At 34.3% G+C, this 21569-nt stretch carries 24 protein-coding genes; 18 read left to right on the forward strand and 6 right to left on the reverse strand.

All coding sequences use genetic code 11. The annotated features are described in order from the left end of the window. Positions 1 to 109: 109 nt before the first annotated feature. Both Q9B79_RS15920 and Q9B79_RS15925 read left to right on the forward strand, forming a co-directional pair. Positions 110 to 1384 (forward strand): MFS transporter, encoded by a 1275-nt coding sequence (locus tag Q9B79_RS15920; RefSeq protein WP_306185730.1) that lies wholly within the window; start codon positions 110 to 112, stop codon positions 1382 to 1384. Between the two features lie 91 nt (positions 1385 to 1475). Next, entirely contained in the window at positions 1476 to 2000 is a 525-nt protein-coding gene (locus Q9B79_RS15925; RefSeq protein ID WP_306185731.1) for a COG3014 family protein, read from the forward strand. 40 nt (positions 2001 to 2040) lie between these two features. Here the strand turns inward: Q9B79_RS15925 and Q9B79_RS15930 are convergent, their stop codons facing one another. Continuing rightward, entirely contained in the window at positions 2041 to 2934 is an 894-nt protein-coding gene (locus Q9B79_RS15930) for a LysR family transcriptional regulator (RefSeq protein ID WP_306185732.1), read from the reverse strand. Between the two features lie 162 nt (positions 2935 to 3096). On the opposite strand from Q9B79_RS15930, the gene Q9B79_RS15935 reads away from it, so the two are divergent. The 5 genes from Q9B79_RS15935 to Q9B79_RS15955 are packed head-to-tail and all read left to right on the forward strand — an operon-like array spanning position 3097 to position 8888. Beyond that, entirely contained in the window at positions 3097 to 4089 is a 993-nt protein-coding gene (locus Q9B79_RS15935; protein WP_306185734.1) for an ABC transporter ATP-binding protein, read from the forward strand. Further along, positions 4067 to 5092 carry an ABC transporter substrate-binding protein gene (locus tag Q9B79_RS15940; RefSeq protein WP_306185735.1) on the forward strand — a complete coding sequence of 342 codons (1026 nt, stop codon included), beginning with the start codon at positions 4067 to 4069 and terminating at the stop codon, positions 5090 to 5092. The genes Q9B79_RS15935 and Q9B79_RS15940 overlap by 23 nt, the downstream gene beginning before the upstream one ends. A gap of 12 nt (positions 5093 to 5104) precedes the next feature. Continuing rightward, positions 5105 to 6775: an ABC transporter permease gene (locus tag Q9B79_RS15945; RefSeq protein WP_306185737.1), complete on the forward strand. Its 1671-nt coding sequence runs from the start codon at positions 5105 to 5107 to the stop codon at positions 6773 to 6775. Further along, on the forward strand, positions 6772 to 8034 hold the full coding sequence (locus Q9B79_RS15950; protein WP_306185738.1) for an MBL fold metallo-hydrolase: 1263 nt from the start codon (positions 6772 to 6774) through the stop codon (positions 8032 to 8034). The genes Q9B79_RS15945 and Q9B79_RS15950 overlap by 4 nt, the downstream gene beginning before the upstream one ends. 20 nt (positions 8035 to 8054) lie before the next feature. Further along, complete coding sequence (locus tag Q9B79_RS15955) at positions 8055 to 8888, forward strand: hypothetical protein (RefSeq protein WP_306185740.1); 834 nt, start codon at positions 8055 to 8057, stop codon at positions 8886 to 8888. 49 nt (positions 8889 to 8937) lie between these two features. On the opposite strand, the gene Q9B79_RS15960 is transcribed toward Q9B79_RS15955, so the two are convergent. Beyond that, positions 8938 to 9360 carry a YfmQ family protein gene (locus Q9B79_RS15960; protein ID WP_306185741.1) on the reverse strand — a complete coding sequence of 141 codons (423 nt, stop codon included), beginning with the start codon at positions 9358 to 9360 and terminating at the stop codon, positions 8938 to 8940. Positions 9361 to 9401: 41 nt separating this feature from the next. On the opposite strand from Q9B79_RS15960, the gene Q9B79_RS15965 reads away from it, so the two are divergent. The 7 genes from Q9B79_RS15965 (at position 9402) to Q9B79_RS15995 (ending at position 13619) form a co-directional block, all read left to right on the forward strand. Continuing rightward, complete coding sequence (locus Q9B79_RS15965) at positions 9402 to 9518, forward strand: hypothetical protein (RefSeq protein ID WP_002011946.1); 117 nt, start codon at positions 9402 to 9404, stop codon at positions 9516 to 9518. A 65-nt stretch (positions 9519 to 9583) separates the two neighbouring features. After that, positions 9584 to 9745, forward strand: coding sequence for a hypothetical protein (locus Q9B79_RS15970; RefSeq protein WP_000108701.1), 162 nt, complete (start codon positions 9584 to 9586; stop codon positions 9743 to 9745). A 160-nt stretch (positions 9746 to 9905) separates the two neighbouring features. Continuing rightward, the gene (locus Q9B79_RS15975; RefSeq protein ID WP_048527191.1) at positions 9906 to 10541 is read left to right on the forward strand and encodes a cupin domain-containing protein; all 636 of its coding nucleotides are present in this window, start codon (positions 9906 to 9908) and stop codon (positions 10539 to 10541) included. 100 nt (positions 10542 to 10641) lie between these two features. Continuing rightward, a complete protein-coding gene (locus Q9B79_RS15980) occupies positions 10642 to 11733 on the forward strand; it encodes a serine hydrolase (RefSeq protein ID WP_306185744.1) in 1092 nt (363 codons plus the stop codon). 50 nt (positions 11734 to 11783) lie between these two features. Further along, a complete protein-coding gene (locus Q9B79_RS15985; RefSeq protein ID WP_306185746.1) occupies positions 11784 to 12425 on the forward strand; it encodes a DUF3885 domain-containing protein in 642 nt (213 codons plus the stop codon). Positions 12426 to 12582: 157 nt separating this feature from the next. Beyond that, the gene (locus Q9B79_RS15990) at positions 12583 to 13158 is read left to right on the forward strand and encodes a histidine phosphatase family protein (RefSeq protein WP_306185747.1); all 576 of its coding nucleotides are present in this window, start codon (positions 12583 to 12585) and stop codon (positions 13156 to 13158) included. Positions 13159 to 13247: 89 nt separating this feature from the next. Beyond that, positions 13248 to 13619 (forward strand): hypothetical protein, encoded by a 372-nt coding sequence (locus Q9B79_RS15995; protein ID WP_000461766.1) that lies wholly within the window; start codon positions 13248 to 13250, stop codon positions 13617 to 13619. Positions 13620 to 13654: 35 nt separating this feature from the next. Here the strand turns inward: Q9B79_RS15995 and Q9B79_RS16000 are convergent, their stop codons facing one another. Next, a complete protein-coding gene (locus Q9B79_RS16000) occupies positions 13655 to 13984 on the reverse strand; it encodes a DUF3147 family protein (RefSeq protein WP_074609900.1) in 330 nt (109 codons plus the stop codon). Further along, positions 13968 to 14378 carry a MarR family winged helix-turn-helix transcriptional regulator gene (locus Q9B79_RS16005; protein ID WP_306185752.1) on the reverse strand — a complete coding sequence of 137 codons (411 nt, stop codon included), beginning with the start codon at positions 14376 to 14378 and terminating at the stop codon, positions 13968 to 13970. Before Q9B79_RS16005 ends, Q9B79_RS16000 begins: the two co-directional genes overlap by 17 nt. 125 nt (positions 14379 to 14503) lie before the next feature. Between Q9B79_RS16005 and Q9B79_RS16010 the strand changes: the two genes are divergently transcribed. Continuing rightward, the gene (locus Q9B79_RS16010) at positions 14504 to 15331 is read left to right on the forward strand and encodes a PP2C family serine/threonine-protein phosphatase (RefSeq protein ID WP_306185754.1); all 828 of its coding nucleotides are present in this window, start codon (positions 14504 to 14506) and stop codon (positions 15329 to 15331) included. Positions 15332 to 15374: 43 nt separating this feature from the next. Here Q9B79_RS16010 and asnB read toward each other — a convergent pair whose 3' ends face one another. Then, positions 15375 to 17198 (reverse strand): asparagine synthase (glutamine-hydrolyzing), encoded by a 1824-nt coding sequence (asnB, locus tag Q9B79_RS16015; protein WP_306185756.1) that lies wholly within the window; start codon positions 17196 to 17198, stop codon positions 15375 to 15377. A 263-nt stretch (positions 17199 to 17461) separates the two neighbouring features. Between asnB and Q9B79_RS16020 the strand changes: the two genes are divergently transcribed. After that, positions 17462 to 18028: a sigma-70 family RNA polymerase sigma factor gene (locus tag Q9B79_RS16020; protein ID WP_306185759.1), complete on the forward strand. Its 567-nt coding sequence runs from the start codon at positions 17462 to 17464 to the stop codon at positions 18026 to 18028. After that, entirely contained in the window at positions 18025 to 19170 is a 1146-nt protein-coding gene (locus Q9B79_RS16025) for a DUF4179 domain-containing protein (RefSeq protein WP_306185762.1), read from the forward strand. The genes Q9B79_RS16020 and Q9B79_RS16025 overlap by 4 nt, the downstream gene beginning before the upstream one ends. Positions 19171 to 19210: 40 nt before the next feature. On the opposite strand, the gene Q9B79_RS16030 is transcribed toward Q9B79_RS16025, so the two are convergent. Continuing rightward, positions 19211 to 20284 (reverse strand): beta propeller repeat protein, encoded by a 1074-nt coding sequence (locus Q9B79_RS16030; RefSeq protein WP_306185764.1) that lies wholly within the window; start codon positions 20282 to 20284, stop codon positions 19211 to 19213. A gap of 263 nt (positions 20285 to 20547) precedes the next feature. On the opposite strand from Q9B79_RS16030, the gene Q9B79_RS16035 reads away from it, so the two are divergent. Beyond that, the gene (locus Q9B79_RS16035) at positions 20548 to 21447 is read left to right on the forward strand and encodes a cation diffusion facilitator family transporter (protein WP_306185765.1); all 900 of its coding nucleotides are present in this window, start codon (positions 20548 to 20550) and stop codon (positions 21445 to 21447) included. Positions 21448 to 21569 lie beyond the last annotated feature (122 nt).

Here is a 21569-nt window from a genome sequence, read left to right on the forward strand (position 1 = left end):
TCCTTATAATCAAAAAGTTAAATACAATTTAACTTTTTGTTGTAAAAATTGGAAAGTTGATTATATAATAAGTTTAACACAATTTAACTTTTAAGGGGAGAAATTCACTATGGGAGATATAAGTATAGGGCAACATGATACAAGAATGAAGATTGCAACAAGAAATATTATTTTAATGATGATTGGAAAAATGACGTCTTTATTAGGCGCGGGTATTTATACATTCGCAATGGGGTTATACGTATTAAAGACAACTGGTTCAGGAATGGGTTTTGCAACTACGCTCGTTTGCGGATCACTTCCAAGGATGATCTGTGGTCCGATTGCCGGTGCTGTAGCAGACCGTGTGAATCGAAAGTGGCTTGTCATTGGTACAGATTTATTAAGTAGTTTAACGATGCTTATTATGTTTATTCTTGCTACTGTATTTGGACCATCACTTCTTTTTATTTATGTTTCAGCAGCATTATTATCAATTTGTGCAAGTTTTTATTCTGTTGCATTAACTTCGTCTATCCCGAGTTTAGTAGATGAAGGACGTATTCAAAAAGCGAGTGCTTTAAATCAAACGGCAGCTTCTTTATCAAATATTTTAGGGCCCATTATTGGCGGAGTTGTATTTGGGTTCTTTTCTATTCAGTCGTTCTTTTTGTTAAATAGCATTACATTCTTTTTAGCGGTTATTTTGCAATTATTTATCGTATTTGATTTATATAAAAAAGAAATGGTTGAAAGTAAAGAGCATTTCTTGACGAGTATAAAAGAAGGTTTTTCATATGTAAAACGACAACATGAAATATATGGTTTAATGAAAATAGCACTGTGGGTAAACTTTTTTGCGTGTGGGCTAACCGTTGCACTTCCATATATTATCGTCCATACATTGCATTTATCTTCAAAGCAACTCGGTACTGTAGAGGGAATGTTAGCAGTCGGGATGCTAATGGGTGCGATTGCTTTATCAGTGCGTAAAGAAGTGAATAATCCGTTTCGTTCTATTTATACGGGACTGTTTTTGTTTGCGGGTTTAAGTTTATGTACAGTCTTTCCATTGTTAGTTATCATTCCAAAAGTAGCAAGTTTTATTTACTATATTGCTTTTATGATGTTAACAGGTATAGCAATTATGATTGTAAATATTCCGATGCAAGTACATATGCAAAAAACGACAGATCCGAGCTACTTAGGGCGTGTGTTTGGTCTACTTGAAACAATTGCTACTGCAATCGCGCCACTCGGTATGATTGTATATGGGTTATTATTAGATATGTTGCCAACTAGCATTGTTATGATGACGATAGGCGGAGGATTATTGTTAGTTGTATTAGTTGGAGTAAAGCAACATATGGCGAAAAAACAAGTAGATGTGTCGGTTTGGAAATAATGAAAATGACCAAATTAGTATTTTAGTTTTTGAAACTCTTTTTCATGTATGTTACAGTAAAGTAAGCAGACAAAGAAAAGGAGAAAACATCATGAAAAAATTAAGTTTTGTTATGCTTTTTCTGTTAGTCGTAATGGCTGGATGTAGTAATTATGACACGTATATTGATACAGGTATGCAATCATTGAAAGATGAAAAATATAGTGATGCAACAATGTGGTTTGAAAAAGCAGAAAAAGAGAAATCAGGAAATGAAGCGAAGTCATATAAAGAAATGGCCGAGAAAATGGATCACGGAGCAACAGCATTAAAAGACGGTAAGTATTTAGAAGCGAAAGACATTGCAAATGAAGTGTTACAAATGAAAAAAGACGATGCACTTGAAACAGCTGTAACATCAAATGCAGAGAATATGCTTCAAAAAGCAAAAGATGTAGAAAAGAAAGTGAATGAAAGAGTAGCAAAGCGGAGAAAAGTAGAAGAAGAAGGAATCGATAAACTCATTAAAGCTGTCGATAGTATAGATGATGTGAAAGAAAAAGAGAAAAAAGTTTCAGAAGCATTAGATAAGGCTGAAGAGGCGCAAGCAAAAATTGAAGCGAAGAAAAATAAATAGAGTTATAGTTTAAAAGGCTGTCGTATATAACGACAGCCTTTTAATTTTTTGCTGCATAAGAAGTGATGTTATGTAGTAAGAAAGAAATAATTTTAGAATTCCATCTGTCTTCATGATGAATCGTATAAATGTTACGTTGAAATTCAAATCCAGGGATGGGTATATAGCATAGTTCATTTCGGTGTACTTCTTGTTCAATAGCGAGTTTAGAAATAAAAGCCACTCCATTACCATATTTTAAAATTTGTTTCATCGTTTCTAATGAATCTAATTCAATTTCAGATTGGAACGTAATGTTATGTTCTAACATCCATTTTGTAAGTAAATCTCTCGTTGTAGATGGATTACGATGCAATAATATACGTTCCTTTTCAATATCTTGTAATGTTACATTTTCATTTTTTGAAAAAGGATGTTCTTTGGAGAAAGCAAGAACGAGTGTATCGGGCATTACAGTTGTCTGTTTTAAAAGTGATTCATCGAACGGTGCTGCGGAAATTACACCGAGATCAATTTCATGATTTTGTAGCATCGTCCGAATTTCAGGAGCTGTTTTTACCATAAGTGTTATTTTTATATTTGGAAATTCGCATTGAAATTGGTGAATCATTTCTGGTAAAAGATAGGTCGCTGGTACATAACTAGCGCCAATTGTTATAGCGCCTTTATGAAAATCTTTAAACTCTTGTGTGACCCGCCTAGCTTCTTTCATCAGTGCATCTATTTTACAGGCATAATGATGCAGTGCCTCTCCAGCCTCCGTTAAGAAATATCTTCCAGAACGTAATTCAAATAAAGGCACACCTAGTTCCTCTTCTAAGCTTTTTATATGGAATGTAATAGTAGGTTGTTTAACACCAAGTTTTTCTGCAACAATCGTAAGTTTTTTGTATTTCTTAATAAGCACTACAATTTCTAATTTTAAGAGATTCATTATGAGTTGCCGCCTTTTTTATTTTAACTATAGAAAAAATCGATAGAAATAAATAGTTTATTAGAAGTTTTTTAATTTAATCTTTACAGTACATTAACATTCAGTATAAGTCTTCCAGATAGAATGAAAGCAGGTTAAGAGTAAGGGGAGAGAGGTGATACGATGGATATTAAAATTCATGGATTAGAAAAGAACTTTGGAAAAACACAGGCGTTGAAACCGTTACACATTGTTATGAAACAAGGCGAATTCACCACACTTTTAGGACCTTCGGGATGCGGGAAAACGACTTTACTTAGAATGATTGCAGGACTTGAAGAGCCAGATAAAGGTGAAATATATTTTGGGGATAAGTGCATGTATTCTTCTACTAAAAGAATTAAAACATCTCCTCATGAACGTAATGTCGGCATGGTATTTCAAGATTTTGCTTTATGGCCGCATATGACTGTATTTGAAAATGTTGCATTTGGTTTAAGAGCGACAAAGCAAACGAATCAATTACGGGAAAAAGTAGAAGATGCAATAAAGCGAGTTCGCTTGCAAGGGATGGAGAAAAGATATCCGCATGAACTCTCTGGTGGACAGCAACAACGTGTCGCATTTGCGAGAGCAATTGTAACAAAACCGCATTTTATTTTGTTTGATGAACCACTTAGTGCACTCGATGCGATTTTGCGAGAAGAAATGCGATTAGAGCTTATGGATATCGTTCATTCCATTGGATTAACGGCATTGTATGTCACGCACGATCAAACAGAAGCGATGTCAATGTCAGATCAAATTATTGTTATGAAACAAGGAGAAGTATTACAAAAAGGAACACCAGAAGATATTTATGTGAAGCCATCTCATGAATTTGTTGCAAAATTTGTTGGTAAGGCAAATTGGCTTGTAGAGGGGAAACAAATGGTTCGCCCAGAGCATGTGAGCTGGACAAAAAATGATGTGTGTGAAATGTATACAGGTGAAATACAACACGTTACATATGTAGGAGAACGGTATGAAATGAAAGTAAACATGGGTGCACTCGGGATATGGACAGCTTATCACAATAGTAAATTCAGCATCGGTAAACCAGTATCGTTATATGTGCCAAAAAAATGTATTCATCATATAGGGGGAGAATCGTATGAAGAAATCCAGTTCGCTTAAGTCTTTATTTGTATGTACTTTATTATTTTCTGCTGTAGTAACAGGGTGTAGCTCAAAGACAGGTAGTGCAGATGCCAAAAATAAAAACGCTAATGAGAAGAAAATTGTTGTATATAGCGCAGGACCAAAAGGATTAGCAGAAAAAATTCAAAAGGATTTTGAAAAGAAAACGGGTATAAAGGTGGAAATGTTTCAAGGAACAACAGGTAAGATTTTAGCACGAATGGAAGCCGAAAAGAAAAATCCAGTTGTGGATGTAGTTGTACTTGCATCTTTACCAGCGATGGAAGGGTTAAAAAAGGATGGACAAACGTTAGCTTATAAAGAAGCGAAACAAGCTGATAAGCTTCGTTCTGAATGGTCGGACGATAAAGGACATTATTTTGGATATAGTGCTTCAGCGTTAGGGATTGTATATAATACAAAAAATGTGAAGACAGCGCCTGAAGATTGGAGCGATATAACGAAAGGGGAATGGAAAGGAAAAGTGAATCTTCCAGATCCAGCACTTTCAGGTTCAGCTTTAGACTTTGTAACAGGATATGTGAAAAAGAATGGAAAAGATGGATGGAATTTATTTGAACAGCTTAAGAAAAATGAAGTTACAGTAGCAGGGGCAAATCAAGAAGCGTTAGATCCAGTGGTAACAGGTGCAAAAGATATGGTCATTGCGGGCGTTGATTATATGACGTACAGTGCAAAAGCAAAAGGTGAACCGGTTGATATTGTTTATCCAAAAAGCGGAACAGTTATTAGCCCACGTGCAGCAGGCATTATGAAGGATAGTAAAAATGTAGAGGGTGCAAAAGAGTTTATTGATTATTTATTATCAGATGATGTGCAAAAACAAGTTGCTAAAGCGTATTTATTACCAGGCAGAACAGATATAAAAGCGGAAAATAGACCGAATGTAGAAGAGATTCCGGTATTACATATTGATTGGAAAACAGTTGAGAAAGAACAAGATGAAATAGGAAAACAATTTAAGAAAGTATTTCAATAAGATGGTGATTACATGGTAAATCGATTCGTATCAGTAAGACAAGTTGGAATGACGGTAGCGTTGTTACTTGTGGCGATGTTAATCGTCATTCCGCTTTTTCTCATTTTCCTTTCTAGTGTATATGAAAATAGTAGTTGGAATTTTTTAAAGCCGTTTGAAGTGATGCAGAGTGGTGGATTAGCTGGAATTTTTCTAAATTCGATGCTTCTAGGTGTACTCGTAGTAATAGGAGCAACCATCTTTGCATTTCCACTGGCTTTCATTATGAGCAAAACAGATGTTGGAAAGCATAGTAAGTTAGATGTTGTTTTTATGATCCCATTTATGACACCGCCGTATATTGGGTCAATGGGCTGGATTTTGTTCATGCAACCTAACGGTTATTTCGAACAGTTTTTTCCGATGCTAAAGACGATTTCATCCTCGTTTTTTAGTTTAGGAGGTATGGTTTTAATTATGAGTTTGCATTTATTCCCATTCCTTTATTTCATGTTGAAAAACACGTTACTTCAGATTGGGAGTAGTAAAGAAGAAGCTGCAGCAGTTCATGGTGGAAGCTTTTTCTATCGTTTAAGAAAAATCATATTGCCGTTATTAGTATCAAGTTATGTAATGGGGGCTTTACTCATTTTCGTAAAGACGATTGCTGAATTTGGAACACCAGCTACATTCGGGCGGAGAATCGGATTTCACGTGCTGACTTCAGAAATTCATAAATTTATTTCAAGTTGGCCGATTGATTTTAGTAGTGCAACAGCATTATCTTCTTTATTACTTAGTGCATGTATGCTCATTTGGTATATGCAAAATGTATTGAATCGAAAGTATTCATATGCAATGGTTAGTGGAAAAGGTGTGAAATCTAAAAGGTATACATTGTCTATATTTACACGCATTGTAGCATGGATTTATGTAATCGGTTTATTAATCGTATCAATTGGAATCCCGTATTTTTCTATACTTATTGCTTCATTATCAAAATTAAGGGGCGGCGGCTTACATATAAACAACTTTACAACAAGCCATTATGAAGCATTGTTTACAATTGGCTCTCCAGGATTAGAAGCTTTATGGAACAGTTTTCTCTTTTCACTTATAACAGCGATTATTGCTGTTATGATTGGCGTCTTTTTGGCGCTTATGATTCGAAAGGGAAAAAAGTCCTCTGAAAAATGGCTTGATATGTGCGGTATGTTACCGAATATGGTACCAGGAATCGTGATGGTTGTAGGGCTTATTTTATTTTGGAATTCACCCTATATGCCCCTGTCCATTTACAATACACCAGTCATGGTTATCGTAACGTACGTCGTTCTTTTTTTACCTTATACAGTGCAGTATGTAAAAGCATCGCTCGGGCAAATTGATGATTCTCTCGTGCAGGCAGGAAGTATTTTTTCTGGAAATTATATTTATATTTTTAGAAAAATAATATTACCTCTTATTATCCCGGGTATTCTTGCTGGATGGGCGATGACATTTACAATCTCGATAAGAGAGTTAGTAGCATCACTTCTCGTACTACCTCCATCAGTAGAAACGTCAGCAACATTTATTTTTGCTCAATTTGAACAAGGAGAAGTATCTATTGGAATGGCGATGGCTGTCGTTTCAGTTGGACTTACAACGCTATGTTTACTACTTCTGCAACATATGGAGCAAAAACGAAAAGGGGTAGCATGATGAGGATAGAAGTATGGGGAGGAGCAGGGGAATATGGTCGTTCCTGCTACTTCGTAAAAAATAAAGAGACGAAAATAGTATTTGATTGTGGCATTAATCGATCATATGAGGATAGTTATCCGAAAATAGATAGGGAAGTTGTACCGTTTTTAGATGCAGTCTTCTTATCACATATTCATGAAGATCATACGATGGGCGTACCTTTATTATCGAAGTATGGATATAAGAAAAAAATTTGGACGACTCGTTATACGAAGGAGCAACTCCCTGCTTATTATGAAAAATGGAGAAACTACAATTTGGCGCAAGGATGGCATGTACCTTATACAGACCAAAATGTTAAAGATTTAAATTATGTATATATTGATGAGATTAGTAATCCGAATGAATGGATACAGATTACCCCTACATTGCGTTTTCAATGGGGGTATAGTGGGCATGTATTAGGCGCTGTTTGGTTTTTAGTGGATATGAGTCATACATATGTATTTTATTCTGGCGATTATTCAGCAGAGTCTAACATATTGCGAGCTAATTTACCTGAGAAGTTGCACGGCGATATAAAAGTCGCAATCGTAGATGCCGCTTATCATACTGATGATGTTTCGCAACATGAACGAGTAAACGAATTGTGCGCAGAAATTGAAAGAGTTGTTCAAAAGAAAGGGATAGCGTTACTACCATTGCCATCGCTTGGTAGGGCACAAGATATCGTATTGTATTTATATGAAAAATATAAAGAACTGCCCATTATAGTAGATCAAGAAATTTTGGATGGATTCCAACAGATGTTCGTATATAAAGATTGGATCAAAAACAATGAAAAACTTGAAGGGCTTATGGAGAGTTTAAAAAGAAACATAATAGTTATGGATCATGACAGCGGTATGCAACCTAGTTATGGAATAGTTGTAATGAGTGATGCGAATATGCAAACGAAGCGAGCGCAGTTATATTATGAAAAAATGCGGCATGAAGAACGAAATTCTATTATCTTTACTGGACATATTGCGAAAGGGAGTTTTGCAGAAAAAGTTTTGAAAGAACGTGTAGATAAGGAATGTAGGGTGAAGCGAGTACCGTATAAAGTTCACCAAAGTATAAGAGATGTGAAAGAGATGTTAAATACATTATTACCAGAACATACGGTGTTAGTACACGCTTTGAAAGAGGATACAGATCGATTACAGAAAAAGCTTAGCACGGCAGGGTATGAAAATGTATATTCACTTACTATGGAACGTATAGAAGTCATTTGAAATGTAAAGGGGATAGGTATATGAAAAAGGTATTTGTATTCGTAAGCATTTTCTTTTGTTGTTTCCTTTATAACGTTAAGGAAGGGTTTGCTGCCAGTCCAATGACACCTAGTTTTGAAGTGAAGTTATTATTAAAGCCCGAACAAGTATTAGGTTATAACAAAGAGATAAATCAAGAGGTACTAGAATATTTCCAGGCTGGTACAAATTATGAAAGAATACAAGTGCAATTTTTAGATACGGTAAGTAAAAACTTAAGTAAGGAAGGTTGGTTTGCTAGAATTCGAAAGAAAGAATTTAGTAAAGATTTTGAGCTAACATATAAAAAAAGATATCCTATTCCAAACGGTGTAATTCAAGATGCACTAGAAGTAGCTAAAAATGATGGATTTGATAGTAAAACCGATAACTATGATGCGGAAATAGATTGGGGATTTGAGAAGAAAACGTTAAGTATTTCAAATAAGAAAAGCTACAGCGCTAACGGATATGGAGTACTTGATTTACCAAAAGAACGAGCTGCTCAAAACATGTTAATAGAAAAGTTGCCAGGGAAAATGAACAAATGGTTGTATACGAGTTGGGGAGAAGAAATGCTCAAAAATTCTCGTATTTATGGTCCTGTATTAATGAAAAGGTATACAGCTGAATTTGAACATATTAAAACGAATATTGAAGTTTGGCCACTAAGTAATACAGGAAAAATAGAAGATGATTTCGTAATAGAAGTGTCGTTTAAAACAAAAGAGGAAAGTATTGCAAAAGAACAAAGAGAATTATTAATGCAGAGTTTAGATCAAAAAGGATGGCTGTTACCGAAAGATAGTTTGAAGACAGAGCTTATTTTTCAGTAAATAGTAAAAAGGAGTCCATATGCCATGGATTCCTTTTTATATATGAGTATCATGCTAAATCTGCTGACACGAACATATCATTGTTTTGAAGGTTTTTAGAGCGTAAACTATAAGCAACGACCTTCTTTTTATGTTGCTTTACAACATCAACATGCTCTTCATGACTATAAATATAAAATGTAAAATCCTTTTTGCCGCGCTTTGCATTAATAATTAAAGGCGTACCCTCATTGTGTGGTGGTGCGTAATAGCGATCTAAAAATAAACCTTCGTTAAAATCATGAATAATTTTGGACTTTTGTTCGCCTTCTACGTTATTTCCATTGATTGTAACAGTCGCATTCTCTTCTTCAAGTTGTGGATGTGTTTCGTACTTGCTAATAATGGATTCAATAACAGTGTTAGGAAGGCTCGAAACGATAATTTTAAATGCCCCAAATACAACTAACATTACAATAAACCAAGTCGTCATAGTATATCATCCCCTTTATTCTATTTAATAATATAACTCATATGGTAATAGTACATATGGTGAAGTTTTGTATAATTTGTGAAAAATATGCTATTTTCACGAACGAAATATTAGAAAAATCAATTTTGTTACAAAAAGTTGAAATCGAAGTATTTTAAAAGAAAAAGGTTTATAATAAAAATATAACTAATAACCACATTACTAATTATAAGGAAGTGTAACTATGAGTACTGTAGCAATCGTATATGGTATTATTCTTTCCACAATTATTGTTTTGTTTTTTGTTGGGGTTTCACGTTATATTCATAAATGGAAAGAAGGCGTTGCGAAATTAAATCACATTGAAGAAGAACTTAGTGATTTAATGTTACATCATGGTAAATAAAAAGATTATTTTTAGTTAAATAATGTAAAGAATATCACAAAACATGCTCTCCTTATGAAGGCATGTTTTTTGTTATATCAATGCTTAGGCACATTCATACATTTTTTCCATACGATACAGTGTGAAATTCGAAATGTTCGGAGTGGAAAAGAGGGATAAAATGAGTAGTTCCGGTTATGTTCCAGATAACAAAAATTTAAAGAAAAGTTCAGGAACTCCAAATCTTTTTTTTGATTCAAGAAAAAATATCTTTTTTAAGAGGGATGAGAAAAACGTTGCATATGAAGTTACGTCAACGCAGTTACCAGCGATGATAGGAGGAGCGTTTGTTGATTTGTTTATGACAAAAGGGCATATGCGGGAACCGCATTGGCATCCGAATGCGTGGGAATTGGATGTTGTTGTATCAGGAGAAGCAGTTACATCCATTTTAAATCCCGAAACAAATCAATTGCAAAATTATCATGTAAAAGCGGGGCAAACTGTCTTTATTCCAATGGGATGGTGGCATTGGATCACAGCGGTAACAGAAGAAGTACAATTGCATTTGTTCTTCAATAACGATCAGTTTGAAACAGCAGAAGGGTCAGACATACTTAGATTAACACCACCAGAAGTATTTCAAGCTGCATATGGTGTAAGTGCAGAAAAATTAGGGAAGGAACTTTCGCCAATTAAGGAGTCAGTTGTAATTGGTCCTCCTAATTCAAATCGACTAAAAAGTGTTAAAGAAAGTGACGACTCAAATATAGTCGTTACGTTAAATGGACAAATAACATCATGTGAAATAGAGTAACTCTTTCTTTTTTAGGAAGAGTTACTCTATTTTGTATAATTTTGTAATCGGGTTCGTTATAATTATCATATAGAAGGGAATGTATTAGAGGGGGTATATTGTGAACATATTAAAGATTATAGGAATTGTTGCAGCAGTTATTATAGTAGCCGTTATAGCTTTCTTTTTTATTATGAAGTACTATTTATCAAAAGAAGATCCTAATTACGTATTACAGTACATAAAAGAACATAAAGGTGATAAAACATGTTCATTATTAATTAGAAAAAATGGGGAAGTAGTAACATCTATAAATGAAAATATAAAATTACCATTAGCGAGTATGGCCAAAATCGTAATAGCAGTTGAATTTGCTAAGCAAGTGTCAGAAGGAAAAATAAGTCGTGATGAACAAATTTCATTGCATGAATTAGAAAAGTATTACGTTAAAGATACTGATGGTGGAGCACATCCTGCCTGGTTAGAAGACGCCGAAACTAGAAATTTAGTGAAAAATGGACAAATCGCTTTAGAAGAAGTCGCTAAAGGAATGCTTCATTATAGTTCTAATGCAAATACGACATATTTGTTAGATAAGCTTGGAATAGAAAGAGTAAATGATAGTTTAAAAGAGTTAAAGCTTACTAGTCATGACAAGTTCTCTTCGTATACTGCTTCACTATATATGAGAGGATATGTAGAAAAAGAGCTTCATGTTCCAGAAAATCAATCGTTAGAAATGATACGTAACATGTCAAAGGAAGAATATAATAAACATGTGTTACAAATACAGGAATGGATGAAAGATGAAGAAGAATGGAAAAAACGAGATATTCCATTAAAGGTAGATATGGAATTTCAGCGGATTTGGTCAGATCGATTAGTGGGTGCAAACGCTAAAGATTATATGAGTATAATGGAAAAGATAAATAGTAGAAAGTATTTTCCAAAATCAATGCAAGAAGAAATCGAGAACATTTTCAAAGGAACAGTTAAAAATAATAAGTTCGAATATGCTGGTCAAAAAGGTGGTTCTACCGCATTCGTATTGACCAAAAGCTTGTATACTACAGATAAGAAAGGGAATAAAGTAGAAGTTGTCATTATGTTTAACGATATAGAAGATCAAGTTGTATATCAAAAGCTGAGAAATAATGTAGATTATTTTATTCGAGACATTATAACAAGTGAGGAATTCAGAAATAAATTATAATAAAATAATTTTATTATGTAAACAAGATGCTATTAAAGGTAGGTGTTGAGATGGGATTGAATGAGTATATGCTTGAAACGTTTCCAAATTTAGAACTTAGACCATCTCTATTTTATAATGGGGATATTGGTATTCGCTTTAGATTAGGTGTGAACTATGATTACACTAATATTTATGAAAACTGCTCATATTTAGAAGGCGTTTATAGCAGAGCGATTACTTTATTTCAGTTTTTACATGCAACAGAAGATGATATTTACATCGTAGTGGATGTAAATGACTATGCAGACGGTGAAATTTTCAAACACAAATTGAATATCTTTTCTAAGTATGTAAAAGAGAAGTCCGATTTGTTTAAGTTACAGAAAAATACAATCCCTTATGTTTTTCCAGAAGATGATGAAGATGGATTGTATAAAACACATAGATTTACTTTGAAATGTAAAGTTTCTGACTTGAAATACATTCCTATGTTAAAAGCAATTTGTAATCAAGATATGGGAATCAAACCGAGTATTTTTCATAGGGTGTATTTCATAAATGTTAACAAGAATACTATATTTCACATTTATGATGATAGAGGTTGTGATGTATTAGCTACCTCTCCTAATACAATTAGGGATATGTATCATACATATAATGATTGGATATTAGATTACGATCGAAATAAAATCGATAAAGTATTTAATTGAATGTAGTCTATTTAAATGAGGGAAACACCATATGGGGTGTTTCCCTTTTATTAATATGAAAATCAACATTTAAATTTGGCGACACTTATTGTAAAAGTAAAGGGATTTGATGGTAATGTATTGAATTTGGATAGAAACAAAAAGGGGAGATGAATAAATGACAACAATATATTTCGTTCGCCATGCCCATTCTACCTATACAAAAGAAGAACGGGAGCGACCTTTATCTGAAAAAGGGCACTTAGATGCAGAAAATATAACACGCTTATTAAAAGATAAACATATTGATGTTGTGATTTCTAGCCCTTACAAAAGAGCAATTCAAACTGTACAAGGAATTGCGAATACATATCATGTATCAATAAAAATAGAAGAAGATTTACGAGAAAGGTTATTAAGTTCAGAGCCAGTAGCAGATTTTAATGATGCTATCGAGAATGTGTGGGAAGATTGGAGTTTTGCATACGAAGGCGGAGAATCAAATGATGTAGCGCAAAGACGTGCTGTAATATGTATGCAAAGTATATTAAAAAAATATAAAGGTAAGAATATTGTAATAGGTACGCATGGGAATATTATGGTATTACTAATGAATTATTTCGACTCGAAATATGATCTTCAGTTTTGGAAAACCCTTCATATGCCTGACGTGTATAAATTAACTTTTGATAATTATTGTTTCATTTCTGCTGAAAGAATACACTCTACAGATTATCAGATAAATAATTTGTAAAAGTTTATCAAAAAAAGAGGAAAGAGAGATGTTATTGTAGAAGTATGACTTTGTAACATAAAAAATATATGTTAAAGGAGGCTGTTTACATGTTTGAGAAAGAGAAAGAAGGGCTTATTGAAGTTCACAATGTATATGAAATTGCACCAGCAGATGGAACAATTATTGGTATGGCAACGGAAGAAGAAATGGAAATTGCTGCTGAACTAGAGCTGCAGTACTATGCCCATTCTCGTTTGTTAGAAGCAAATATTCAGTTAGACGGTTCCTCCTACAAAGAGTTACTTCAGGAGTTCCAGGAGTACGAAAGAAAATCAATGAGCTTTTGGCGAGCGATACATAAGCGTTTAGCTGTGCCATGGGCATGGGTATTGCGTATTGACGTTGCGAATGGTCCTATATATGTAAGTAATGGGAATGCGTATTACGAAGAAATCGATGATGAAGAAGATTATGAATAGATAAGTAAGGAAGCAGCTTTAGTTGCTTCCTTTTTTTATGCTTGAAATAATTTTTGACAAGCGAAAACAATACACCAAACACCTATACCGAATAGGACAGATGTACTAAGTGAAAACGAGTTTTTTAAACCCATATAGACGATAAATAATAGTAGTGCAGATGCAGGAAATCCATATAATACACCTATAGCAAATTGACTTAATTCTTGTTTGTTCCCGCCTTCGAAAGAAATCCAAAATAGGCTTAGTAAACTTACGAGAGGAAGGGCAGCAATAAACCCACCTATCGTACTATAATGTTTAGCGACTTCAGTAATAACACCGATAATAAGTGCGGAAACGATTACTTTAACGAGGAAATGCATATTTAGCCTCCTTCGCTAATAACGAAAAAGCTTTTTCGATTAATTGTTGTTCTTCTTTCGATAATTGTGATTCTAATATTTTTATCTTTTCTTTATCTAGTAAAGTATGTTTTTCTAATCCTTCAATGCCTTCTTTTGTTAATGTAAGGTTTACAACTCTTTCGTCTTGTTTATTTCTTTCTTTCATGATAAATCCTTTTTGAATAAGGCGCTTTACGTGTTCAGACGCTGTGTTATGGGAGAGACTAAGCTCAGTAGCCAATTTTCCAATTGTTATATCTTTCTCACGAGAAATGAGTTGTAAAATACGAATAACTTGATGAGAAAGGTTGTCTTCATACTCATATCGTAAGTGATAATAAATACTCTCCCAATGTTGATTGATGTCTTTCATAATGATAAATCCTCCTGTTTTTTATATCGTATAATAAGATATATTCGTTAATATAGAAATAAAATCCTTTTATTTGGATAAAAAATGTTGAAAAAGTTTATTTTTATTGAAATATAAGGTAATCTATGTGTAAAGGTATACATTTAGCAAGAGAGAGGATGATAGCTGTGAATACATTCAAATGGATGAGTCATGAACAGATGTATGTAGATGAAATACATGTTGAAAAATGTGGTCCTCTTTCAGTCGGCGTATATGGGGGGAATCAAGAGAGTGATGCATATGAACGAGGAGATGCAGTGCTTGCTTGGTGGGATCCTGAATTACAATTTGAATTTGTTATGATTTTTGATACACACCACAAAACAAAAAATATAGATTATATAATAGAAGCAATTTCAGAAAGAAAAGAGAAACTAAAAGAGTTATTTTCCTACCCGATACATTTAGCTTTTCATCATACACATATGTATTTGTTAGCATTATTTACAGATGAGTTGTTTATTGAAAAATGTGATCAAGATGATGAGGAACTTGCATGCTTAATTTGTTTGCGAAAAGGTGAATTTTTATATTGGCTATCAGTTGGTAATTGTTTCGCATATTTATTCCATTCTGAGAAAACGAAGAATGGAAAAGGACGATTAAATAAACGGAAGAATTACGAATATATTGGTAGGAAAAATATTTTTGCAGCAAATACACCTTGCTTTACGTCAGGTGTAAGAGGATTAGAAAAAGGAATGAATCACATTGTAATGGCAACGGACGGTATTTTAGAGTGTGATAAACGAAGGTTTGATGATGACCAATCTTTAGTAGAAATATTGCACGACGGAAATAGTCTGCAGATTGAACCAGTATTAACAAATGTACTGCAGTGGAAAGGTAGAGATTGTGCCACGATTATTGGATGGTCCATTGATACTGATAATGAACAATGTGCTAATTAATACAAAAAGAGTTCAAGGGCTTTTGTCCTTGAACTCTTTTTTGTTAAGCGATATGGATGTGATACGTTTTTAACCATTCATTTACTTGAAGCATATATTCCATAGCACTTCTTGCTTCAAAATTGTTAATGTCTTTATTACTTTGATCGGCAATGGCAAGTAGTGTGGAATGATTAATAAGTGAGAAAATAGGATTGTTTTTATTACTGCACATGTCGAGTGATAAATGACGGATTTTTTGTAAATAATGTGGATCTTGTGAAGTTGGATAAGCACTTTTTCTTCTATTGCGTACATCATCAGGTAAAGCAGGTTGTAGTGCTCTACGTAAAATACCTTTTTCAATATTATCAATGCTTTTTATGTCGAAAGGAATGTTCCATAAATATTCAACTAATCGATAATCGCAAAACGGTACACGAACTTCAAATCCTACAGCCATACTCATACGGTCTTTACGGTCAAGTAAGAACGGAAGAAATCTCGTTAAAAATAAATAAAACATTTGACGTTGTTTCGCGGATTTTTTACTTTCGCCTTCAAGAGTAGGTACTTCCAGTATCGCTTCTTGGAATCGTGTATCAATATAGTTTTCTAAGTTACATTGGTTACTTACTTCATTTAGTAGAAGAGGAGAAGTATTTTTCCAATTTGTTAGCCAAGGAAACTTATCTACATACAGTAATTCTTCTTGATGAAACCAAGGATATCCACCGAATACTTCATCAGCAGATTCTCCAGATAACGCTACAGTTGCATCTTTTTTCATTTCGCAAAATAGTAAATATAGTGAAGTTTCCATTTCACCAGCACTCGGTAAATCTTTTGCACGGAGGGGAACGAATAAGTGATTTGCTAATTCTTCAGCATTCACAATAATATCATGATGCGATGTTCCGACATGTTCAGAAACGCGTTTTACCCAAGGAGCGTCTAAACCAGTGCGAGCAAATGTCAGCTCGAAATCTTTCGCGCTATTTACGAAGTCAACGGAATACGTATGAAGTGTTTTGTTTTCTGCTGCAAATTCTTTACCTGCTAGTGCAGTAATACCGCTAGAATCTAACCCTCCTGATAACATGCAAACGAGAGGAACATCGGCAATTAATTGTCTTTTTACTGTATCTTGTAAAATAGATAAAATATGTGATGATGTATCTTCTATAGAATCTGTATGGACCTTACTTTCTAAATTCCAATACTTCGTAACTACTTTTTTATCACGTGTAAATGTTATAGAATGCCCGGCACGCACTTCTTGAATATGTTTAAAGACGCCACATCCTGGAGTTCGAAATAAGCCTAATCCAAATATTTCATTTATGCCATCCGCATCAATTTCAGTGGGGACAGATGGATGCGCTAATAATGCTTTAATTTCAGATCCGAAAATAATACTGTTATTTCTTTCTGTATAAAAGAGTGGTTTTACACCTAAATGATCACGTGCTAAAAACAGTTGTTGCTTCTGATCATCCCATAAGGCGAAAGCGAAAATGCCGTTTAAATGTTGTACGCAGTCTTCTTTCCATTCTAAATAAGCATGTAGTAACACTTCTGTATCTGAATGAGTTTCAAATGCATGACCACATTTTTGAAGTTGTTCCCTCAGCTCACGGAAATTATAAATTTCTCCATTATAAGTAAGAGCATACGTATAATCACCAGCACGAAATGTCTTCGGCTGTGTTCCGCCTTCTGGATCAATTACAATTAAACGTCGGTGTGCAAAGGCCGCACGAGGTGAAAACCAAAATCCTTCAGCATCAGGACCACGATGCTGAATACGATTTGCCATCTTTTCTAAAATAACATGTTCATTTGAAAGATCTTTCTTCCAATCTACCCAACCTGTAATTCCACACATACACATCTCATCTCCTAATTTAAAATAGTAGATTAACGAAATAAAATGTACACTAAGTTAAAGAATGACTATATAAATAGTGTACTACATGAATCAAATTGCAGACTTGAGAAAATTTTCTTTAAACGCATGGTTATGTGAGACAATGGCTAAGGGGAATTATTCCATTACATACAAAAAATAATAAAAAGATGAGAGAAAATATTTTTTTAGACGTTATATAGGGTGTAAAAGCTTTTACAAAAAATAAGGGGAATCGCTACATGAAATCAAATGAGAAAAATTTTATAAAAAGATTACAGCGGCAAAAAGAAGATGCGCTAGAATTTGTTGTCGATACATACTTACCGCTCATAAAAAGAATCACGCATAAAGTTCTTCTTCCTGTTCAAAATGATGGATTAATAGAGGAATGTGTAAACGATATATTTCTTTCCATATGGAATAACGCAAATAAGTTTCATGGAGAGCCGAGTGACTTTAGAAAATGGATTGCGGCAATTGCGAAGTTTAAAGCAATTGATTATTACCGGAAAGCGACTAAAAAAGTAGAAATTATTTCGGATGAGTTTCATATCAGTACGGAAAAGTCAGCGGAAGACGAATTAATTGTTATGGAAGATAGAGAAGAATTATTGATGCTTATTAATCAATTAGAACCGCTAGATCAAAAAGTATTCATTATGAAATATTTACTTGGTATGAAGACAGAGGAAATAGGTGACAAGTTAGGGTTAACTAGGGCAGCGATCGATAATCGTGTGTACCGGGGAAAAAAGAAACTACAACAAAATGCTACGAATATTAGTTTTGGAGGTAGTGCAATATGAAAGACATTTATGAACTATTAAATGATATTGATATAGATGAAAAGGAACTTGAGGAAATTGAGACTTCTGAGATTGAAAAAGAAAAAGTGAAGCGTAATGTAAAACAATCGATACGTACGAAGAAAAAGATGAAAAGTTGGAAAAAAGGTGTTGCTGCTGCATCTATTTTAGTAGGATTATCAGTTGCAACACTGGGCATTGGATTTCCTACGTATGCCGGAGGATTGCCAATTGTAGGTGATATATTCCGATTTTTAGATAATGGTAGAACAGGGTTATATGAAAATTATAAAGCTGACGTAGAGAAGACGACAGAGCTTCATTATAATAATAAACAATACGCTATAGTACTAAATATGATAAAAGAAAGCAATGGAATTAAGATAACGATAAATGATGCAATTTTCGATGGGAAGACAGTATCAATAAACTATTCAATAGAAAGTAACAGAGATTTAGGTGGAAATCCAAGTACATTGGATTTTTTAACTATTAAAGGAGCAGGTGTCCAATCAGGAAGCAATGAAATTACTAAAGTCGCCGATAGAAAATATACAGGTTTAATAAAAACAAGTAGCGATCTAGTTAGTAGTAAAGAAACTACAGTGAACATTGAATGGAGTATAAAAAGTATAGGCATTTTAGAAACAGAAGAAACGATAAAGGGAGATTGGAATTTTAATATTAATCTAAGAGGAATAGAAAATAAAGAACAATTGATTAGAGGTAGTACAGAAAAAGATGGTGTAAAAGTAAACATGGAGAGAATGGAAATAACACCAATGTCGTTTATTTTATACTATAACCAAGAAGTATCTCAAGAAATAAGGGGTGTATGGGATGGGGTGGATATCGATTTAGAAGTGAGTGATGATTTAGGTAATCAGTATTCTGGAGAAGGAAATGGAGGCTCAGGTGAGGATTCTTATAATTTTAATTGGAGTAAAACATTCCAACAACTCAATGAGAATGCAACCAAACTAATAATAACGCCTCACGTTAATTTAAGAATTCACACTTCTGAAAATTATGGCTCGGTAACAATAGTTGGAGGACACGTAAAGGAGAGTTTCGTGCCTCGAAAACTGGGAGGCAATAAGGGTATTGTTTTAGATGATATCGTAATTGATTTAAAGAAATAAAAGAAAGACTGCCTAAAACGATTAGGCAGTCTTTTTCTTCTTAAGAACTAGTAACAAGTAACGCATGAGGATGCTGCGTTTTATATTCATCTTTCCAAGGAATATTTAGTTGTTCCCACGATTCGCCGCTATCATTGGATTGAAACACGCCATTGTTATTTAAAGTGTAAAATGTATGTGGTTCTGCTGGATTTGTAGCAAACATCGAAATGACTGTACCGATTGCAGATGGTAGTCCTTGCTGTACTTGCTGGAACGGAGTGTCTTTCGTTTTTCGATAAATATAAGATTCATAAGGAATACGGTGATGAGCAAGATCGGCACTTGGCGCAGCAGAAACGAGAATCGTATCGCAATCAGCTGGATCGATAGCCATGCTGTATAAGTAATGATGCTCAAGTCCGTCACTACATGAAATCCAGCTGTTTCCACTGTTATAACTTTCAAGATATGCGCGATCAGGTCCGCCCATAAATCCGTCACCACATGATGCATAAAGGCGATTTGGGGCTTCAGGATGCATAAGTAATTGATGAGCATCGATAGGAGCACCGAATTTTTTATCAATCCATGTATGCCCTTTATCGTTACTTTGAATAACAGCACCAGCTTCAATTGAAACATGGATTGCATTTGGATTCTGTGGATCCACTGTAATCCAGCGTACGTGATGAGTGAAAGGTCTAGGCGGGAAGGCCCACGTATAAGAAGATAATAATGATTTCATATTTTTTAGTTCCGTCCACGTTTCGCCACCATTTTCTGAGCGGAATAAAGCGCTCGGTTCTGTGCCGACATAAACGACGCCATATCCGTTAACTTGTTCATTAGGGCTTATCGTAATGGAAGTGATCGAAGAATGTAAAATACCATCTTCTTTTGGAAAATCAAAGTAACGATAAGAATCTCCAATGGGTCTCCATGAATCTCCGCTATCGTCACTTAACCAGAGACCTCGTCCAAATGTTCCGCAATATACACGGTTTTGTTGGAATGGATCAACGGCGATACAGGTAGGTTGCATATTTTGTAAGTGATACGTTGCTTCATAGTTACCATATTGTTCTTTCACTACAACAAGTTCACGCTCCATACAGAGAAATAATCTTTTCAATTTCGTCCCCTCCTTAAAAATTCTTTCCTTAGTAAACAATATGAAAATAAAAAAGAAGTAGTCTTGTTTTTATTTGAGAAAAAGGACTTGTTTGAAAAAGAGCGAAGTGTGTATACAGAGGAAGTGGGGTAAAGTGAAATTTTAATCAGTGTGTGGCATCCCCACTGATTATGAGCTTTCACCAATCGGGCGTTAATGCGGGATAAAGATGGGGAGTTTGTTTCATACTAACATACAGATATTGTATTTAAAGGAGTATTCGTATGGGACATTCACATGATCACGGTCATTCTAACAATAAAAAGGCGTTGCTAATTGCTTTCGTATTAACGACAAGTTTTATGATTGCTGAAGTAATTGGAGGATTTGTAACAAATAGTTTAGCACTTCTATCTGACGCGGGGCATATGTTAAGTGATGCAGTATCGTTAGCGTTAAGTTTACTTGCGTTTAAGCTTGGAGAAAAAACAGCAACAGCTGCGAAAACATACGGGTATAAGCGAATCGAAATGTTAGCGGCATTATGTAACGGCGTCGTTCTTATAGTCATTTCAGTATACATTTTTATTGAAGCAATTCGCCGTTTTAAAGAGCCAGTTGAGATTGCTAGTAATGGGATGCTTATTATTGCTGTACTTGGTCTACTTATTAATATTTTATCAGCTTGGATATTAATGAGAGGCGGAGATGTGAAGGGTAATTTAAATTTAAGAAGTGCTTTCTTACACGTATTAGGCGATCTATTAGGATCAGTCGGAGCAATTATTGCAGCGCTATGTATTAAATTTTTCGGGTGGACTGCTGCAGATGCGATTGCTAGTATTCTTGTGTCTATTTTAGTCATTATTAGTGGATGGCGTGTAACACGTGATACGGTCCATATATTAATGGAGGGTGCACCGCAGCATATAAATGTTGAAGAGGTAAAAAGTACATTATTAAATATTACGGTTGTAAAAGAAGTTCATGATTTGCATATATGGTCTGTCACATCTGATTTTCAAGTATTAACTTGCCATTTGATTATTAAAGGTAATGAAACGCAAAGTGTACTAAAAGAGGCTACGGATGTATTAAAGGAGAAGTTTCATGTAGAACATGTCACCACTCAAGTAGAGATAGATGGTGAATTTAATCATAGTGATACAACTTGCAAAGTATGAAAGAAAAAGGATAAGAAAAAGTGTCATAACATTTTTCGCGCGGCATACATATATATAATGTGGCCACAAATACTTTGTAAGGTAAATATTTCATGAAATTACTTTACTTATAAAGAGTCATC

This window comes from Bacillus sp. MHSD_36 (genome assembly GCF_030757775.1).
Taxonomy (GTDB): domain Bacteria; phylum Bacillota; class Bacilli; order Bacillales; family Bacillaceae_G; genus Bacillus_A.

Excerpts from the sequence above, each read along its gene's own strand:
- Q9B79_RS15920 (WP_306185730.1), top strand. The coding sequence starts at position 110 with ATGGGAGATATAAGTATAGGGCAACATGATACAAGAATGAAGATTGCA.
- Q9B79_RS15925 (WP_306185731.1), top strand. The coding sequence starts at position 1,476 with ATGAAAAAATTAAGTTTTGTTATGCTTTTTCTGTTAGTCGTAATGGCT.
- Q9B79_RS15930 (WP_306185732.1), bottom strand. The coding sequence starts at position 2,934 with ATGAATCTCTTAAAATTAGAAATTGTAGTGCTTATTAAGAAATACAAA.
- Q9B79_RS15935 (WP_306185734.1), top strand. The coding sequence starts at position 3,097 with ATGGATATTAAAATTCATGGATTAGAAAAGAACTTTGGAAAAACACAG.
- Q9B79_RS15940 (WP_306185735.1), top strand. The coding sequence starts at position 4,067 with ATGAAGAAATCCAGTTCGCTTAAGTCTTTATTTGTATGTACTTTATTA.
- Q9B79_RS15945 (WP_306185737.1), top strand. The coding sequence starts at position 5,105 with ATGGTAAATCGATTCGTATCAGTAAGACAAGTTGGAATGACGGTAGCG.
- Q9B79_RS15950 (WP_306185738.1), top strand. The coding sequence starts at position 6,772 with ATGATGAGGATAGAAGTATGGGGAGGAGCAGGGGAATATGGTCGTTCC.
- Q9B79_RS15955 (WP_306185740.1), top strand. The coding sequence starts at position 8,055 with ATGAAAAAGGTATTTGTATTCGTAAGCATTTTCTTTTGTTGTTTCCTT.
- Q9B79_RS15960 (WP_306185741.1), bottom strand. The coding sequence starts at position 9,360 with ATGACGACTTGGTTTATTGTAATGTTAGTTGTATTTGGGGCATTTAAA.
- Q9B79_RS15965 (WP_002011946.1), top strand. The coding sequence starts at position 9,402 with ATGGTAATAGTACATATGGTGAAGTTTTGTATAATTTGTGAAAAATAT.
- Q9B79_RS15970 (WP_000108701.1), top strand. The coding sequence starts at position 9,584 with ATGAGTACTGTAGCAATCGTATATGGTATTATTCTTTCCACAATTATT.
- Q9B79_RS15975 (WP_048527191.1), top strand. The coding sequence starts at position 9,906 with ATGAGTAGTTCCGGTTATGTTCCAGATAACAAAAATTTAAAGAAAAGT.
- Q9B79_RS15985 (WP_306185746.1), top strand. The coding sequence starts at position 11,784 with ATGGGATTGAATGAGTATATGCTTGAAACGTTTCCAAATTTAGAACTT.
- Q9B79_RS15990 (WP_306185747.1), top strand. The coding sequence starts at position 12,583 with ATGACAACAATATATTTCGTTCGCCATGCCCATTCTACCTATACAAAA.
- Q9B79_RS15995 (WP_000461766.1), top strand. The coding sequence starts at position 13,248 with ATGTTTGAGAAAGAGAAAGAAGGGCTTATTGAAGTTCACAATGTATAT.
- Q9B79_RS16000 (WP_074609900.1), bottom strand. The coding sequence starts at position 13,984 with ATGCATTTCCTCGTTAAAGTAATCGTTTCCGCACTTATTATCGGTGTT.
- Q9B79_RS16005 (WP_306185752.1), bottom strand. The coding sequence starts at position 14,378 with ATGAAAGACATCAATCAACATTGGGAGAGTATTTATTATCACTTACGA.
- Q9B79_RS16010 (WP_306185754.1), top strand. The coding sequence starts at position 14,504 with ATGTGTAAAGGTATACATTTAGCAAGAGAGAGGATGATAGCTGTGAAT.
- asnB (WP_306185756.1), bottom strand. The coding sequence starts at position 17,198 with ATGTGTGGAATTACAGGTTGGGTAGATTGGAAGAAAGATCTTTCAAAT.
- Q9B79_RS16020 (WP_306185759.1), top strand. The coding sequence starts at position 17,462 with ATGAAATCAAATGAGAAAAATTTTATAAAAAGATTACAGCGGCAAAAA.
- Q9B79_RS16025 (WP_306185762.1), top strand. The coding sequence starts at position 18,025 with ATGAAAGACATTTATGAACTATTAAATGATATTGATATAGATGAAAAG.
- Q9B79_RS16035 (WP_306185765.1), top strand. The coding sequence starts at position 20,548 with ATGGGACATTCACATGATCACGGTCATTCTAACAATAAAAAGGCGTTG.